Genomic DNA, 17,063 nt, shown 5'->3' with positions numbered 1-17,063 from the left:
AGCTTAATAGGTGACAACCTTTGGATGAATAATGTTTTTTAATGCGTTGCAAAAACAACTCTACATTCCATTGACTATTTTCTCGCAAATCCATACATGTACTGATTTGCGAGAGAATGAATCATTATACAAACGCTGATCCTAAGATATGCAAACAAGAGATCTATCTTACCTCTTCAACTATAGACGAAGAGCTGATGGAAAATTTATCAAATAAGTTCTTTAAATTATATAAAATCTTTTTATTGGAGAGCGTTAAAGATCTGATTATAATTTGTGCTATTAATTTCCAAAGGATGTTCTTTATTGGCAACTTGTAGCATTTCTAACTTGAGATCTTCTCTTATCATCATATCTATATTGGCGCGGGCCTCAGTTGAAAGAGTATGAGACGTGATATCTTTAGGCGTGGTTACAGTCTTTATTTGATAAATGATACGGTTTGTTGCAACCGGACCCTTTATGATGCCATAATGACCTTTGGGAGCGGAAAATAATGCTTTAATGCCTTCAACGCCAAGGGTTTCAGATGAGTCTTGACGCCGGAGGGCTGGTGTTGTTTGTTTTGTAACACCAAGGCTACGAGCAAGAGCAACAAGACTTTTTCCTTCCGTGAGCTGTTTGAGAGCATTTTGGGCTTTTTCATCAAGAAGACGTTGGGTTTCCTCATTTTTCCATTGAGAAAGAACATCTAGCTTAGCCTCTTCAAGTGTCTTATCGCGGGCAGGAATAATTTTATCGACCTTGTACCAGAGATACCCACCATTTTGAAAAGAGAGAGGATCAAGATCGACTCCTTCGTTTGATTGATAGATGGCATTCAGTAAAATATCTTTTTGAGGTAAATCCGTAAGTATTGTACCTTCAAGCGTTTTTCCCGTTTTATCAATGGTAATTGTGCGCAAAGATAACTTGTATTGGTCAGCTAACTCTTTGAGAGAAGCACCCTCAAAACGAGCATTTTCAATGGCTACATAATTGTTACGGATATCATCAGTAGCACGATTTTTGGCAAGTATTTGGCGAATATTTTCTTCTACACTTTCAAAAGGAAGAGAGCTTGAAGGTTCAATATGCGTAACGCGAACGATAACAGGTCCCTGTAAGTCATTTATTACAGGACTGACTTGTCCTTGTTGGAGTTCAAAAATTTCAGATGTCAGATGATTAGGAAGTTCATTTTCTGCGAGAGGCCCTTTTTTTATGTCATTAAGAGTCTTTTTTTCAGCTTTTACCAGTTCATCAAAACTCAATCCATCAGCTATTTTTTTTGCTGCATTATCGGCTTCTTCGCGTGAGGGGAATCGCAGTTCTTCGAATGTACGCTTTTCAGGTGTTACAAAACGTGAAGCATTTTGTGTATAATAGGCTTTCGCCTCATCTGTTGAGATATCTTTAGGTTTTACAAAATCATTAAGTTCCATAGATAGCAAAGAGACAGTACGGTATTCTGGAGCACGAAATTGACTTTGATGTGTTTCAAACCATTTTTGTAATGTTTCGTAATCTGGATCAGCAATTGTTTTCTTTTCTTTTAGATCAATAACGAGATAATCAGCAATACGCATTTCTCCTTGATAAAGAGCAAGTGCTTTATAAAAGAGATTTGGTGCCTTCATATCAGAAAGTAAAGCAGCAATAAGCTGATTACGCTTTTCTTGTTTGGTGTAATAATTAAGAAAAGCACTTTCACTAATGTGTAAATGCTGAAGATAGTTATAAAACAAGTTTTTATCAAAAGTGCCATTTACCTGGAACATCTTATCAGAACCAATCGCATGAGCTATTCTATCTTTTGAAAGACTTATTTTCATTTTACGTGCTTGTTCATCAAGCAGTACATTTTGTTGTAATTGATTAAATACAAAAGCAGGAATTTGGTATTGCTGCATTTCATTTGCTGTAAACATTCGTCCAAGATGAGCAGCATATGCTAAACGTGCGCTTTGATCGGCGAGTGCAAGACGATAATCATCAACAGTTACTGTGGACTTTCCAGAAGAAATAAGATCCCTTTCACTTTTTTTGTGTAACTGCGGTACCCCCCATAAAAGAATGAAGCATAAGAGTAAAATAGCAAGGAAAATTCTAAAAATCCAAGAATTTGTAGCATTTCTTATGATGTCAAGCATTGTTCAAGTCCATTTTTAATGTGAGTTATTATCAAAGCTGGAATGGAATTTGCAATAAAGAGATGAAAGATGCAAGCTTTAAAGACTTGCTTTCATTTTATAATTTGGTAACTACAGATAAACAAAATGTATTGTAAGAGCTCTTGAGGTGAAAATATGTCTCAAAATATTCGGCCTTTTCTTGCTGGAAATTGGAAAATGAATGGAACGAGTGAATCGCTTGGAGAGTTGCGTGCTATTGCTACAGGCGTTAGTTCTGATCTAGGTCATCTATTTGAAGCCCTAATTTGTGTTCCAGCAACGCTTTTATCGCGTGCGTCTAATACGCTGAATGGTGAAAATCTCCTTTTAGGAGGACAAAATTGTCATTTTGATGATCATGGTCCTTATACTGGAGATATTTCAGCTTTTATGCTTAAAGAAGCGGGAGCAAGTCATGTTATTATTGGGCATTCAGAACGTCGTACAGTGTATCAAGAAAATGATGCGATTGTCTGTGCCAAAGTGCAAGCTGCGTGGCGAGCAGGTCTTGTGGCTCTTGTATGTATTGGTGAAACATTGGAGGAGCGTAATAATAATAAAGTGCTGGATATTCTCACGCAGCAGCTCGAAGAATCTCTCCCAGATGATGCAACAGCAGAGAATACCATTATCGCTTATGAACCAGTTTGGGCGATAGGCACCGGCAATACAGCGACTCCAGAAGATATTGCAAAAGTACATCATTTCATTCGAGATAAGGTGCGCTCTCGTTTTGGTAATGAAGGCAATAAGATACGTTTGCTTTATGGTGGATCCGTAAAGCCATCCAATGCATTTGAGCTTTTAAGCATTGCTCATGTTAATGGTGCTTTGATAGGTGGAGCAAGCTTAAAAGCGATTGATTTTTTAACTATTTGCGATGTTTGTCGTAAACTATAGCAGAGAAATTTGAGTTTCCCCTTGGATTGTGCGTTATTTATGTGTAAATAGCTATTAAAGAGTTATTTGAAGAGCAGGGTTTATGCAAACAGTACTTATAGTTATTCATTTTTTGATTGTGATTACTTTGGTTGGTGTTATATTAATTCAACCTTCAGAAGGTGGTGGGTTAGGTGTGAGTAATAGCTCAGGGTTGATGAAAACTCGTGGATCTCGAAACCCTTTAACGCGTTTGACGGCTATTTTAGCCTGTTGTTTTTTTGTTGTGTCTATTGGACTTACCGTGGTGAGTAATATATCAAATTCTAGTTCTGATATTTTAAAGCGTATACCGATTAATTCAGAGCAGAATTCTACCAATAAAGGTTCAGGATCAGTCCCATCATCAGATGGTGAGTCTTCCCCTTCTATTCTTGAACAGCTAGGAGGCAATTCGCATTCCCCGCAGGAACAGAAACAGTCCACAAATCCTGAAGCAGAAAGTCCAGTTCCACAGGTTCTTGAAAATACAGTTCCAGATAACAGTACAAAATAGTTTTTAAAGAAAATATAGGCTTTTTAAAAAAGGTGATTTTTTCACTTTTTTTATTTAAGAAGAAAAATTATTTCTTTTTGCATTTTTTGCTGGAAAAATCATTATAAATTGCTTATCACCATAAGCCCATGGCACGTTATGTTTTTATTACTGGTGGTGTGGTTTCTTCCCTTGGAAAAGGCATCGCAGCGGCGGCGTTAGCAGCGTTATTACAGGCTCGAGGCTATCGCGTACGTCTTCGCAAACTTGATCCTTATTTAAATGTTGATCCAGGTACGATGTCACCTTATCAACATGGTGAAGTATTTGTGACCGATGATGGTGCAGAAACAGATCTTGATCTTGGTCATTATGAGCGTTTTACTGGGCGTTCTGCAAATAGCCAAGATAGTATTACAACAGGGCGTATTTATCGCAATATCATTGAACGAGAGCGGCGTGGTGATTATTTGGGGGCAACAGTCCAAGTTATTCCTCATGTTACGGATGAAATTAAGAGATTCATTACGATGGGAAATGAAGAATTTGATTTTGTTTTGTGTGAGATAGGTGGAACGGTTGGTGATATTGAAGCAATGCCTTTTCTAGAAGCGATTCGTCAGCTTCGCAATGAGCTACCGAGACAAAATGTCGTTTATGTCCATCTCACATTAATGCCTTATATTCCTTCGGCAGGTGAATTAAAAACGAAACCAACACAACATTCTGTCAAAGAATTGCAAGCAGTTGGTATTTCTCCTGATATTTTGCTTGTACGTGCAGATCGATCTATTCCAGAAACAGAACGGTGCAAATTATCACTTTTTTGCAATGTTCGCTCCAATGCAGTCATTCAGGCATTAGATATGCCAACAATTTATGATGTTCCTATGGCATACCATAAGGAGGGGTTGGACTCTGAAGTTCTTTGCGCTTTTGGAATCGATTCGGCACCTTCCCCCAAGATGGATCGTTGGGAAGATATTACGCATCGTATTCATCAGCCTGAAGGAGAAGTTACGATTGCTGTTGTAGGAAAATATACGGGCTTAAAGGATGCTTATAAATCTCTGATTGAAGCGATTGCGCATGGTGGTTTAGCGAATAGAGTGAAAGTTAATATTGAGTGGATTGATTCGGAACTTTTTGAAAAAGAAGATTCTGTTTCAACTTTACAAAAAGCCCATGGAATTTTGGTTCCAGGTGCTTTTGGGGCACGAGGGGCAGAAGGGAAGATTCGAGCAATTCAATTTGCGCGAGAGCGTAAAGTTCCATTTTTAGGGATTTGTTTTGGGATGCAATTAGCTTGTATAGAAGCTGCGCGCAATATTGCACAGATTGAGAATGCTTCATCAAGTGAGTTTTGCGAAACAGAAAATCCAATTGTAGGTTTAATGACAGAATGGCTTAAAGGGGACGTTCTTGAAAAACGTACAAGACATGGTGACCTCGGTGGCTCTATGCGTCTTGGTGCTTTTGCTGCTGAATTAAAAGAAGAGAGTCATATTGCTCAAATTTATGGGATGACCAAGATTGTCGAGCGACATCGTCATCGTTATGAGGTCAATATTGATTATAAGGATAAGTTAGAACAGTGTGGTTTGATTTTTTCTGGGATGTCTCCTGATGGTATTTTACCAGAAACGATAGAATATGTAGATCATCCATGGTTTATTGGTGTTCAATATCATCCAGAATTAAAATCTCGTCCTTTTGATCCACATCCGCTTTTTTCTTCTTTTATTGAAGCCGCTGTAGAACAAAGTCGATTGGTTTAATGCATAAATTGGATTACTTTGCTTTTGAGGGATAAAATGACTAAACCAAATGCCCGTGTGAAAGTTGGAAATATAATTTTTTCAAATGAAATGCCTCTTTCATTAATTGCAGGGCCGTGTCAGATGGAAAGTCGTGATCATGCTTTTGAAATGGCTGGTCGTATTAAAACAATTACCGATCAGCTTGGTATCGGGTTTGTTTATAAATCAAGTTACGATAAAGCCAACAGAACCTCTTTGGGGGCGGCACGTGGTATTGGTCTTGAAAAAGCAATGTCCATTTTTTCTGATTTAAAAAAAGAGTTTAATTGTCCCATATTAACTGATGTGCATACAGAAGAGCAATGTACAATTGTTTCTTCTACAGTTGATATTTTACAAATACCGGCTTTTTTATGTCGTCAAACAGATCTTTTGGTAGCAGCTGCTAAAACAGGGTGTGTTGTTAACATTAAAAAAGGTCAGTTTTTAGCGCCGTGGGACATGGAGAATGTTTTAAAAAAGGTTGTTTACAGTGGTAATCCGAATGTTATGCTTTGTGAGCGAGGCACGTCATTTGGTTACAACCGACTTATTTCTGATATGCGTTCGTTGCCTATTTTACGTTCATTTGGAGCTCCTGTTATTTTTGATGCAACGCATTCTGTTCAAGAACCTGGGGGGCAGGGGGCTTCATCTGGTGGACAGCGTCAATTTGTTGAAATTTTAGCGCGTGCGGCTGTTTCTGTTGGGGTCGCAGGTATTTTTTTAGAAACACATCAAGATCCAGATAATGCACCTTCTGATGGATCCAATATGATTAAAGTTGATGATTTACAAAGATTGCTTGAGACTTTAATGGAATTTGATTATCTGTCAAAAAAGTTGAGTTGAGAAGAGAAAAAATATTTCATTAATAGGGCATTATAAATGAATCGCGACTTTTGTTGGATAAGGAAACATATATGACTATAATTGTTGATATCATTGGGCGTGAAGTTCTTGATAGCCGTGGTAATCCAACGGTAGAAGTTGATGTTCATTTGGAAAATGGGGCTTTTGGTCGTGCTCTGGTTCCATCGGGAGCCTCAACGGGAGCCCATGAGGCTATAGAACTTCGTGATGGTGGTTTGCGTTATCAAGGGAAAGGTGTTGAAAAAGCGGTTTCTGCAGTCAATGGCGAAATTCTTGAAGAACTTGGTGGGCGAGATGCAACAAATCAAATCGCTATTGATCAAGCAATGATTGCTTTGGATGGAACGCCAAATAAAGCCCGTCTTGGTGCCAATGCACTTCTTGGTGTTTCATTAGCGGTTGCAAAAGCAGCGGCGGATTCATTAAATTTACCTTTGTATCGTTATATTGGTGGTACACAAGCACATATTCTTCCAACACCTATGATGAATGTTATTAATGGTGGCGTTCATGCTGATAACTTGATTGTTTTTCAAGAGTTTATGATTATTCCTATAGGAGCTCCTACTGTAAAAGAAGCTATCCGTTATGGCGCTGAGGTTTTCCATACATTGAAAAAGCTTTTAAAAGATGCGGGTTATAATACCAATGTTGGTGATGAAGGTGGTTTTGCACCTCAATTTAAAAGTGCTGATCAAGCAATTGATTTTATTATGGAATCTATCATGGCATGTGGCTATAAACCAGGTGAACAAATTGCCATTGGTTTAGACTGTGCTTCAACCGAATTTTATAAAAATGGTTCGTATTTTTATAAAGGTGAGGGGAAATGCCGTGACACCCAAGAGCAGGTAGATTATTTAGCGCAGCTTGTGAAAAATTATCCTATTATTACAATTGAAGATGGAATGGCAGAGGATGATTGGGAAGGTTGGAAGCTACTTACTGACACAATTGGAGAAAAATGTCAGCTTGTTGGCGATGATTTGTTTGTAACGAATTCAGCACGTTTGCGTGATGGTATCAAAATGGGGGTAGGCAATTCTATTCTCATAAAAGTTAATCAAATTGGTACATTGAGTGAAACACTTGATGCTGTAGAAGTAGCACATAAAGCAGGTTATCGTGCCATTATATCTCATCGTTCAGGCGAGACAGAAGATTCTTTCATTGCAGATCTTGCTGTTGCAACGAATTGTGGACAAATTAAAACAGGTTCTCTTGCACGTTCGGATAGATTAGCCAAATACAATCAACTTATTCGTATTGAAGAAATACTGGGAGCCCAAGCGCGTTATGCTGGTGATGTATATCGTTGATAGTTGTGAGCACAAAGTGTGAGAGTATGATATTATTTAGATTATGAAATTGAGATTTCTTATCAAAGACATGTACTCAGTAATTTTATAGGTATTTAAAGTTTATAGGGATTAAGATGAGAGGTATAATTATTACTCAAGATCAAGGAATGTATCTCGTTTCGGGTGATGACGGTAAGCGTTATCAGTTTGCGACTTGGGATTGGTTGGGAAAGAAACCACCAAGGATTGGTGATACTGTTGATTTTGTCTATGAAGGGGGTGTTGTCAGTTCTGTTTTTCCATTGTTGAGATCAGGTACAGAGAACTCAAAGATAATGTTTGCACTTCTTTGTTGGGTTGCAGGTATCTTTGGTGTTCATCGCTTTATGGTTGGGAGAGTTCGGACGGGTACTTTAATGCTCGTTTTATCTTTATCATTGTTTGGATTGATGATTAGCGGTATTTGGGCGATTGTTGATTTTATACTCATTATTGCTGGAAAATTTACGGATAAAGATGGGAATCAGATTACAGATTTGTGAAAATCTTATAATAAAAAAAGGTAATTTAGCTCGCTTTTTATTTTTATAAATATATTAAGTTGATTAATGCCGAACTATGTCTCTATACCTTTTTAAGGAGAGATTAAAGAACTATGCACAGTTGAATAAAAATATTGAAAAGGACAATGCTATTTTATATGGGTAAAGCAAAGGTATAAATCAACTAAAGCATGTTTTTTGTTACTGCTTATAGCTGGGGGAAATATTAGATCATTAGGGAGTTCCGAACTATTTTAAATTCATGTTTATCACGGTGAGTACGAGTTGTATTTACACAGTGAGGTTAATCCGCATATTATCGAATTAGAAATAATCTCTTTATGAATAACACATAAGGAGCAGCTTTATAGGTGGGCAAGAATGAAAGGTAAGATTATTGGTCAGAATCAAGGAGATTATTTCGTTTCAGGGGCTGACGGTAAGCGTTATCAATTTTCAAGTTTCGATTGGTTAGGAAAAAATACCAAAAGTGGGTGATGCCGTTGACTTTGTGTGTGAAGATAGTATCGCTAAATCTGTTTTCCCTCTTTTGAGTGAATCGCAGTCAAAAAAATCAAGATTGGCGAGAGCACTTGTTTGTTGGTTTTTTGGATGGTTGGGAATTCATCGCTTTATGGTTGGTAAAGTTGGAACTGGCATTGCAATACTTCTTATAAATATACTAAGTATAATCAGTCTACCATTTACTTTTGGGTTAGGGATTATTTTTATAGTTACACCTTGGGTATTGATTGATTTTATAGCCATTTTAACAGGAAATTTTAAGGACAAAGATGGGTGTAAAATCACAAGTTAGTGGGATATCCAATATTTATAATATAAAAGTGGGTCATTCAGCTTACTTTGATTGTCTTAAGGGGGGAGAAATTGAACATAATAGATTATTTAGTATAGATTTGGTAATGAGGTATTAATCAAAATCGTGCATAGTTGGGCTGATTATTAAGAAATTTGTGCTGTAAAGACTGTGCTATTTTATGTGGACAAAGCAGAAACGTCGATCAATCAAAGTACGCTTTGTACTACCTCTTATGACGGTGGGAGTCTTAAGCTATTTCAGTTACCACATTTATCATGGTGAGTATGGGTTGTATTCACGCAGTGAAGTTAATCAACATATTAGTGAATTAGAAGAGGAGCTTCATAAAATAGAAGTTGAGCGGATATTCATTGAAAAGCGTATTTCTCTTTTACGCAATGGACATATTGAAAAGGACATGTTGGATGAGTATGTCCGGAAGAATTTAAACTTTTCTAAGCCAAATGAATTGACAATCTTAACACCTTGCACATGGAGCCCAAAGTGAATGAGAAATCGCTTAATTTAAACAACAATCACCGATGATATTGTTTAAGTCGATTGATAAGGCTTGTAACTTTTGTTCGTAAAGGTTATTCCTACACAATCATAAAAGGGAGTTTAATATGGCAGAACGACTTAAAAAAAATTCTGCGTCGGTGGCGCGCACTGCATTATCAAGCACCACAAAGAAAGCACCAATAGCAGATTTTACAAAAGAGGAAGAAATTATTGCCTATCGTGAAATGCTTTTAATTCGCCGTTTTGAAGAAAAAGCAGGACAACTTTATGGTATGGGGCTTATTGGGGGATTTTGTCACCTTTATATTGGACAGGAAGCCGTTGTTGTTGGAACATTGAAAGCGGCAAAAGAAGGTGATCAGGTTATTACCTCTTACCGTGATCATGGACATATGTTAGCGGTTGGGATGAGTCCGCGTGGTGTTATGGCAGAATTAACGGGGCGCCAAGGTGGCTTTTCCAAAGGGAAAGGTGGCTCGATGCATATGTTCTCTAAAGAAAAGAACTTTTATGGAGGACATGGTATTGTTGGTGCGCAGGTTCCCATTGGTTCAGGTTTGGCATTTTCGAATCAATATCTTGGTAAAGATAATGTGACATTGGTTTATTTTGGTGATGGTGCTGCAAATCAGGGGCAGGTTTACGAGAGTTTTAATATGGCTTCACTTTGGAAGCTTCCCGTTGTTTATATTATTGAAAACAATCAGTATGCTATGGGAACATCAGTTTCACGTGCATCTGCAGAAACTGATTTTTCCCGACGCGGTCTTTCTTTTGAAATTCCAGGTATTGTTGTTGACGGTATGGATGTTCGATCAGTAAAAGGAGCTGCTGATGAAGCAATTTCTTGGGCACGATCAGGTAAAGGACCGATCATTCTTGATATGCAGACCTATCGCTATCGTGGTCATTCCATGTCTGATCCAGCAAAATATCGTTCCAAGGAAGAAGTCCAAAAAATAAAAGAGGAGCACGATCCGATCGATCAAGTAAAAAGTCGGATTCTTAAAAAAAATTGGGCGAGCGAAGACGATTTAAAATCTGTTGAGAAAGAGGTCCGTGCAATTGTTGCTGATGCGGTAGATTTTGCACAAAGTGATCAAGAGCCAGATGCTTCTGAGCTCTATACTGATATTTTAGTTTGATGCGAGGGAAGCAAGTATGTCTATTGATATTTTGATGCCGGCGCTTTCGCCAACCATGGAAGAAGGTAAACTGTCTAAATGGCTTAAGAGAGAAGGTGATAAGGTTAGCTCTGGCGATGTTATTGCTGAAATTGAAACGGATAAGGCGACAATGGAAGTAGAGGCCGTTGATGAAGGTACTCTTGGTAAAATTTTTGTTCCTGAAGGTTCAGAAGGCGTAAAGGTTAACACTGTTATTGCGACTTTGTTAGAAGAAGGTGAGCGTGCTGAGGATATTTCGCAACCTATTGATACAGCACAAAAAACTAAAGAATCTTCTTTTTCTCTTCCTTCGTCAGTTCCGCAGTCTCCATCTTTTGATACGCCTCCTGATTTTGATATTCCAGCTGGAACACAAATGGTTACAATGACAGTTCGTGAAGCGCTTAATCAGGCTTTGGCTGAAGAAATGCGACGTGATGAAACAGTTTTTCTTATGGGGGAAGAAGTCGCGCAATATCAAGGCGCCTATAAGGTTAGTCAAGGTTTGTTGGAAGAATTCGGAGAACGCCGAGTTATTGATACCCCCATTACAGAGCACGGCTTTGCTGGATTGGCTGTCGGGGCTGCTTTTGGTGGGTTACGTCCCATTGTTGAGTTTATGACATTTAATTTTGCGATGCAGGCGATGGATCAAATTATTAACTCAGCAGCCAAAACACGTTATATGTCTGGTGGACAAATGACCGCTCCTATGGTTTTCCGTGGTCCCAATGGTGCGGCTGCCCGTGTTGGTGCTCAACATTCTCAATGTTATGCTGCATGGTATAGTCATATACCAGGTCTGAAAGTTGTTATGCCTTATAGCGCTGCAGATGCAAAAGGTTTGCTGAAAGCGGCTATTCGTGATGATAATCCTGTTATTTTTCTTGAAAATGAGATTTTGTACGGGCATCAATTTGATGTTCCTCAACTGGATGATTTTCTTTTGCCGATTGGTAAGGCACGTATTCATAAGTCTGGACAAGATGTGACAATTGTTGCATGTGGAATTGGGATGCATTATGCTGTTCAAGCGTTACCAGAAATTGAAAAACTTGGTATTGATGTTGAATTGATTGATTTACGAACCATTCGCCCGATGGATCTTCCAACAATTCTTTCTTCAGTTAAAAAAACAGGTCGTTTGGTCACAATTGAAGAGGGATTTCCTCAGTCATCCGTAGGAACTGAAATAGCAACGCGTGTTATGCAGCAGGCTTTTGACTATCTTGATGCGCCAATTGCTACGATTTCTGGCAAAGATGTTCCGATGCCTTATGCCGCTAATCTTGAAAAGTTGGCTTTGCCTAATACTGCTGAAATTATTGAGGCCGTTAAGGCTGTGACATACAGAGCATAACGGAGGAAAGCATAATGCCCATTAAAATTACAATGCCAGCGCTTTCCCCTACGATGGAAGAGGGAAATTTAACAAAATGGAATATTAAGGAGGGAGATAAGGTTTCCTCTGGTGATGTTATTGCTGAAATTGAGACGGATAAAGCGACAATGGAAGTCGAAGCCGTTGATGAAGGTAGGGTTGCTAAAATTGTTGTTCCTGCTGGAACGCAAGGCGTTAAAGTAAATGCTTTAATTGTTGTTTTAGCAGAAGAAGGTGAAGATTTAGCTGAAGCTGCAAAAGTTACAGAAGAAATCTCTTCTTCTACAAGACAAGAACCAGAGAGCATCAAACAGACAGATTCTTTGAAACAGACGGACTCAAAGGGAATAAAAATGTCTCATGAATCATCAACTGGGCAATTAATACAGCAAGATAAAAAGAAAGATCGTTTTTTTGCTTCTCCCTTAGCGCGGCGATTAGCATCTCAGGCAGGTCTTGATTTATCCCTTATTTCTGGAAGTGGTCCGCATGGGCGTATTATTAAGCGCGATGTAGAAAAAGCTGTGAGCAGCGATATTTCTAAAGTGTCTTATTCATTACAGATAGGGGAGCTAACAGCTACAGGTGCTTCGGACAAACAGATATTGAAACTCTTCAAAGAGGATGAATATAGCTTCGCTCCCCATAATAATATGCGTAAAACAATCGCGACACGTTTGGTGGAATCAAAACAGAAAGTCCCACATTTCTATGTAACGGTAGATTGTGAACTTGATGCGCTATTAGCACTGCGTACACAACTGAATACTGCTGCACCAATGGTTAAAAGTCAGGAAGAAACTCAGCCTACTTATAAGCTTTCTGTTAATGATATGGTGATCAAAGCTGTCGCACTTGCTTTGAAAGCGGTTCCTGAAGCGAATGTCTCTTGGCTTGAAGGCGGAATGCTTCATCATAAACATTGTGATGTTGGGGTTGCTGTTTCTATTCCCAATGGATTGATTACGCCGATTATTCGCCATGCAGAGGAAAAGCCGTTATCGCTTATTTCCAAAGAAATGAAGGATTTTGCAACGCGTGCGCGTGAGGGCAAGTTAAAAATGGAAGAATATCAGGGCGGAACAACAGCTGTATCCAATATGGGGATGTATGGTGTGAAAAGTTTTTCTGCTATCCTTAATCCACCGCATGCGACGATTTTTGCGATTGGTGCAGGAGAGCAGCGCGCCGTTATTAAAAATGGTGCATTGGCGGTTGCGACAGTTATGTCAGTTACACTTTCTGCTGATCATCGTGCTGTCGATGGTGCTTTAGCAGCAGAGCTTGCACAGACTTTTAAGAAGATGATTGAAAATCCATTAGCAATGTTGGTTTGAACTGTTTATACAGTTCTTCACGTAAATTGTGAGAGAGTGTGTTAAGAGAGTAAAAACAAATTCAAAGAGTTCGGAGAGCAATGTTATTGCTATTTCTGGTTTGGGTAAAGCATTTACCTGAAGCTTTAGGCAAAAGACATAAGATAATTCTGTCATGTTGTTTTGCAGTCTTAAGTTCAAAAAATGCATATCCATTTTATATATATCCATGGAGGAATTACTGTGGCAAATCTTTATGATGTAATTGTGATTGGATCAGGTCCAGGAGGATATGTGACCGCAATTCGTGCAGCACAATGTGGCTTTAAGACTGCGATTGTTGAACGTGAACATTTGGGAGGGATTTGTTTAAATTGGGGATGTATTCCAACAAAGGCTCTTTTACGTTCAGCGGAAATGAAACATTTTGCTGAACATGCAAAAGATTATGGACTAAAAATTAATGGTTCAATTGAGGCAAACATCAAAGATGTTGTGGCACGTTCACGGGGTGTTTCAGCACGTTTAAATGCTGGTGTTGGTTTTTTAATGAAAAAAAACAAAATTGATATTATCTGGGGTGAAGCAAAGTTTACTAAAGAAGCAAAGGGAAGCCTTCCTGCGGAAATTATGGTTTCTTCATCCTCCAAACCGATTATGCAACCGCAAAATCCAGTCCCTAAAGGGACGTTAGGGGAGGGAACTTATCAAGCAAAGCATATCATTATTGCAACGGGCGCACGTCCTCGTGTCCTTCCTGGTATTGAGCCAGATGGAAAACTCATTTGGACTTATTTTGAAGCTATGATACCGCCAGCAATGCCAAAATCGCTTTTGGTTATAGGGTCTGGGGCTATTGGCATTGAATTTGCTTCTTTTTATCATGATATGGGGGCGACAGTAACTGTTGTTGAAATGATGCCCCATATCATGCCTGCTGAAGATATTGAAATTTCAACGTTTGCTCGTAAACAGTTAGAGAAAAAAGGTTTACGCATTCTTCGTCAAGCAAAAGTAACAAAGGTTGAAAAATCTTCCGATTCTGTAAGTGTACATATTGATGTTCAAGGTAAAATAGAGTCAATGACTGTTGACCGGTTGATTTCCGCTGTTGGGGTGCAAGGTAATATTGAGAATCTTGGTTTAGAAGCTTTGGGAATAAAAACCGATCGCGGGTGCATTGTAACTGATGAATGGAGTTGGACGGGGGTGGAAGGCATTTATGCTATTGGTGATGTAGCAGGTCCTCCTATGTTGGCTCATAAAGCAGAAGAAGAAGGTGTGATATGTATTGAGCATCTTGCAGGTTTGAAAAGTGCTCATCCACTTGATAAAAGAAAAATTCCAGGGTGTACATATTGTACACCACAGGTTGCCTCTGTAGGGCTTTCAGAAGCGGCAGCAAAAGAAGCAGGTTATGATATACGTATTGGTCGTTATTCTTTTGCTGCGAATGGTAAGGCGATTGCTTTGGGTGAAGATCAAGGGTTAGTAAAAACGATTTTTGATAAAAAAACAGGACAGCTTCTCGGGGCCCATATGGTAGGGGCTGAGGTAACAGAACTGATACAGGGTTTTGTTATTGCTATGAATCTTGAAACAACAGAAGAAGAATTAATGCATACTGTCTTTCCACATCCGACCTTATCGGAAATGATGAAAGAAAGTGTATTAGATGCTTATGGTCAAGTTTTAAACGCTTGATGACTGGATTGTATGAAAAATTTTATATTTTTGATTGTTACTTCGTATTTATAAGGCAAAGGCTTAAATGGTTACGGTTGTTGATAGAGTTACAAATAGACGATTGCGTCATCCTGAAAAGGCACATCGTCCTGATACAAGCGTTCAAAAAAAGCCAGATTGGATTCGTGTAAAAGCGCCAACATCACCAATTTATAAGGAAACACATGGTATTGTACGTACGCATAAGCTAGTGACTGTATGTGAAGAAGCTGGTTGCCCTAATATTGGCGAATGTTGGAGCCAGAGGCATGCTAGCTTTATGATTTTAGGTGAGATATGTACGCGTGCTTGTGCTTTTTGTAACGTTGCAACAGGTATTCCGCTTGCTGTTGATGATAATGAGCCAGAACGTGTCGCTAATGCTGTTGCACGGATGGAATTAAAACATGTTGTCATTACATCTGTTGACCGTGATGATCTTGTTGATGGTGGTGCTGAGCATTTTGCGAAAGTTATTTATGCGATTCGTCAAAAAACTCCTAAAACAACAATTGAAGTTCTTACACCTGATTTTCGTCATAAGGATGGCGCTTTAGAAGTTGTTGTTGCTGCTAAGCCTGATGTTTTTAATCATAACTTAGAAACAGTTCCTTCTAAATATTTGAAGGTTCGTCCAGGAGCGCGTTATTTTCATTCAATTCGACTCTTACAACGCGTTAAAGAACTTGATCCAACAATCTTTACAAAATCAGGTATTATGGTTGGCCTTGGAGAGGAACGAAATGAAATTCTGCAATTAATGGATGATTTGCGTTCTGCTGATGTTGATTTTATGACAATTGGACAGTATTTGCAGCCTACGCGAAAACATCATCCAGTTGTTCGTTTTGTCCCTCCTGAAGAGTTTGAGTCTTTTGCTAAAATTGGTAAGGTAAAGGGATTTTTACATATGGCTTCCAATCCTCTGACACGTTCATCTCATCATGCAGGAGATGATTTTGCCATTTTGCAAAAAGCGCGTGATAAAAAATTTGCCTTACAGAGATAATTATGCCAACTTTTTCAACACAACGGCAAGTTGCCTATAGTGCTCGTGAGATGTTTGATCTTGTGTCAGATATTGAACGTTATCCTGAGTTTTTACCAATGTGTGAGGCTTTAATAATACGCTCTCGCAAAGAGTGTGATGAAAAGACATTGCTTCTTGCAGATATGACAGTTGGCTATAAGGTTATTCGAGAAACTTTTACGACCCAAGTTTTTCTTCAGCCGAAGAAAAATTTGATAGAGGTTAAATATATTGATGGTCCATTTAAATATCTTGAAAACCGTTGGTCATTTTATAATATTGAAAATACGAATGCATGTAATGTAGAGTTTTTTATTGATTATGAATTTAAAAGTAGAATATTCGGACGCGTGATGGGCTCAATGTTTGATCTTGCGTTTTGTAAATTTACCGATGCTTTTGAGAAGCGTGCGCATCAGATTTACGGCTCGGAAGTAACATAATCTATTCTGTTATTTTTTAACAATACTCATTGTTTATAAAAGCGTGAAAGTGAAAACCGGTTTCTATCTTTACTATTTGTTTTTAATTCAGCTTTCAAAAGCGTATTGAAGGAATATCATTTTAAATGATGAAGATGGTGCACAGCTTCACGCTTTTGTCTTTTTCTTTCTTTTTAAACAGGGTTACATTTCTTAAACAAAATTCTCCAAACAGAATACGTTTGTGTTACACATTCGGGTGCTTGTTTTAAAGAAATATTTCTCAGCATGCGTCATACCCATTTCACGATAGTACTCATAAATAGTATAAGTCCCCGTAAAGTATATAAAATCCATTGTGCACCACATTTTACACTGATGAAGAAGTAAGCCTGCATTATTTATTTGCTGTTTCTCAGATGTTGCTACAGCTTTTGGTACTTGAGGAAGGCATAAGGGCTCTTTCTTTAGTAATTTTATCCACACTGCTTTCCTTGCTTGTGATGTGCAAGTGAATAAATTTGATTAATTCAATATATCCAAGTTGTGATACAACAAACTATTTTTTTCAAAAGATTGACGATTATAGACTCAATTTG

The 17,063-nt window shown here is 38.4% G+C and carries 14 protein-coding genes and 1 pseudogene; 14 read left to right on the top strand and 1 reads right to left on the bottom strand.

The genetic code is table 11. The features are described from left to right. Positions 1-242: 242 nt before the first annotated feature. Entirely contained in the window at positions 243-2,132 is a 1,890-nt protein-coding gene (locus ACFIKI_RS04385) for a peptidyl-prolyl cis-trans isomerase (protein ID WP_375665837.1), read from the bottom strand. A 156-nt stretch (positions 2,133-2,288) separates the two neighbouring features. Here ACFIKI_RS04385 and tpiA point away from each other — a divergent pair, with 156 nt between their 5' ends. From tpiA to ACFIKI_RS04315, 14 genes and pseudogenes are all read left to right on the top strand, one after another. Next, positions 2,289-3,053 carry a triose-phosphate isomerase gene (gene tpiA, locus ACFIKI_RS04380; RefSeq protein ID WP_375622166.1) on the top strand — a complete coding sequence of 255 codons (765 nt, stop codon included), beginning with the start codon at positions 2,289-2,291 and terminating at the stop codon, positions 3,051-3,053. 82 nt (positions 3,054-3,135) lie between these two features. Beyond that, positions 3,136-3,588, top strand: coding sequence for a preprotein translocase subunit SecG (gene secG, locus ACFIKI_RS04375; protein WP_375665836.1), 453 nt, complete (start codon positions 3,136-3,138; stop codon positions 3,586-3,588). Between the two features lie 128 nt (positions 3,589-3,716). Next, complete coding sequence (locus ACFIKI_RS04370; RefSeq protein ID WP_375665835.1) at positions 3,717-5,345, top strand: CTP synthase; 1,629 nt, start codon at positions 3,717-3,719, stop codon at positions 5,343-5,345. Between the two features lie 36 nt (positions 5,346-5,381). Further along, positions 5,382-6,218, top strand: a complete 837-nt coding sequence (gene kdsA, locus ACFIKI_RS04365; protein ID WP_375665834.1) for a 3-deoxy-8-phosphooctulonate synthase — start codon at positions 5,382-5,384, stop codon at positions 6,216-6,218. Between the two features lie 71 nt (positions 6,219-6,289). After that, a complete protein-coding gene (gene eno, locus ACFIKI_RS04360; protein WP_375665833.1) occupies positions 6,290-7,558 on the top strand; it encodes a phosphopyruvate hydratase in 1,269 nt (422 codons plus the stop codon). A gap of 116 nt (positions 7,559-7,674) precedes the next feature. Then, positions 7,675-8,082: an NINE protein gene (locus tag ACFIKI_RS04355; RefSeq protein WP_375665832.1), complete on the top strand. Its 408-nt coding sequence runs from the start codon at positions 7,675-7,677 to the stop codon at positions 8,080-8,082. 381 nt (positions 8,083-8,463) lie between these two features. Beyond that, positions 8,464-8,899: pseudogene (locus tag ACFIKI_RS04350) on the top strand (TM2 domain-containing protein). Positions 8,900-9,080: 181 nt separating this feature from the next. Beyond that, entirely contained in the window at positions 9,081-9,410 is a 330-nt protein-coding gene (locus ACFIKI_RS04345) for a septum formation initiator family protein (protein WP_375665830.1), read from the top strand. Positions 9,411-9,528: 118 nt separating this feature from the next. Next, positions 9,529-10,569, top strand: coding sequence for a pyruvate dehydrogenase (acetyl-transferring) E1 component subunit alpha (gene pdhA, locus ACFIKI_RS04340; protein ID WP_375665829.1), 1,041 nt, complete (start codon positions 9,529-9,531; stop codon positions 10,567-10,569). 16 nt (positions 10,570-10,585) lie between these two features. Beyond that, positions 10,586-11,950 carry a pyruvate dehydrogenase complex E1 component subunit beta gene (locus ACFIKI_RS04335; protein WP_375665828.1) on the top strand — a complete coding sequence of 455 codons (1,365 nt, stop codon included), beginning with the start codon at positions 10,586-10,588 and terminating at the stop codon, positions 11,948-11,950. Positions 11,951-11,964: 14 nt separating this feature from the next. Next, positions 11,965-13,308: a pyruvate dehydrogenase complex dihydrolipoamide acetyltransferase gene (locus ACFIKI_RS04330; RefSeq protein ID WP_375665827.1), complete on the top strand. Its 1,344-nt coding sequence runs from the start codon at positions 11,965-11,967 to the stop codon at positions 13,306-13,308. Between the two features lie 222 nt (positions 13,309-13,530). Next, on the top strand, positions 13,531-14,991 hold the full coding sequence (lpdA, locus tag ACFIKI_RS04325) for a dihydrolipoyl dehydrogenase (protein ID WP_375665826.1): 1,461 nt from the start codon (positions 13,531-13,533) through the stop codon (positions 14,989-14,991). Positions 14,992-15,058: 67 nt separating this feature from the next. Beyond that, positions 15,059-16,021, top strand: coding sequence for a lipoyl synthase (gene lipA, locus ACFIKI_RS04320; RefSeq protein WP_375665825.1), 963 nt, complete (start codon positions 15,059-15,061; stop codon positions 16,019-16,021). Positions 16,022-16,023: 2 nt separating this feature from the next. Next, a complete protein-coding gene (locus ACFIKI_RS04315; protein ID WP_375665824.1) occupies positions 16,024-16,485 on the top strand; it encodes a type II toxin-antitoxin system RatA family toxin in 462 nt (153 codons plus the stop codon). Positions 16,486-17,063 lie beyond the last annotated feature (578 nt).

The organism is Bartonella sp. TT121SHDZB (assembly GCF_042193415.1).
Taxonomy (GTDB): Bacteria; Pseudomonadota; Alphaproteobacteria; order Rhizobiales; family Rhizobiaceae; genus Bartonella.
The sequence above is the reverse complement of the archived record's forward strand: the minus strand, read 5'-3'. Positions and strand labels throughout refer to the sequence as shown.

Coding starts and splice junctions, on each gene's coding strand:
- tpiA (WP_375622166.1), top strand. CDS start 2,289: ATGTCTCAAAATATTCGGCCTTTTCTTGCTGGAAATTGGAAAATGAAT.
- eno (WP_375665833.1), top strand. CDS start 6,290: ATGACTATAATTGTTGATATCATTGGGCGTGAAGTTCTTGATAGCCGT.
- ACFIKI_RS04330 (WP_375665827.1), top strand. CDS start 11,965: ATGCCCATTAAAATTACAATGCCAGCGCTTTCCCCTACGATGGAAGAG.
- ACFIKI_RS04335 (WP_375665828.1), top strand. CDS start 10,586: ATGTCTATTGATATTTTGATGCCGGCGCTTTCGCCAACCATGGAAGAA.
- kdsA (WP_375665834.1), top strand. CDS start 5,382: ATGACTAAACCAAATGCCCGTGTGAAAGTTGGAAATATAATTTTTTCA.
- ACFIKI_RS04370 (WP_375665835.1), top strand. CDS start 3,717: ATGGCACGTTATGTTTTTATTACTGGTGGTGTGGTTTCTTCCCTTGGA.
- lipA (WP_375665825.1), top strand. CDS start 15,059: ATGGTTACGGTTGTTGATAGAGTTACAAATAGACGATTGCGTCATCCT.
- ACFIKI_RS04385 (WP_375665837.1), bottom strand. CDS start 2,132: ATGCTTGACATCATAAGAAATGCTACAAATTCTTGGATTTTTAGAATT.
- ACFIKI_RS04345 (WP_375665830.1), top strand. CDS start 9,081: ATGTGGACAAAGCAGAAACGTCGATCAATCAAAGTACGCTTTGTACTA.
- secG (WP_375665836.1), top strand. CDS start 3,136: ATGCAAACAGTACTTATAGTTATTCATTTTTTGATTGTGATTACTTTG.
- ACFIKI_RS04355 (WP_375665832.1), top strand. CDS start 7,675: ATGAGAGGTATAATTATTACTCAAGATCAAGGAATGTATCTCGTTTCG.
- pdhA (WP_375665829.1), top strand. CDS start 9,529: ATGGCAGAACGACTTAAAAAAAATTCTGCGTCGGTGGCGCGCACTGCA.
- ACFIKI_RS04315 (WP_375665824.1), top strand. CDS start 16,024: ATGCCAACTTTTTCAACACAACGGCAAGTTGCCTATAGTGCTCGTGAG.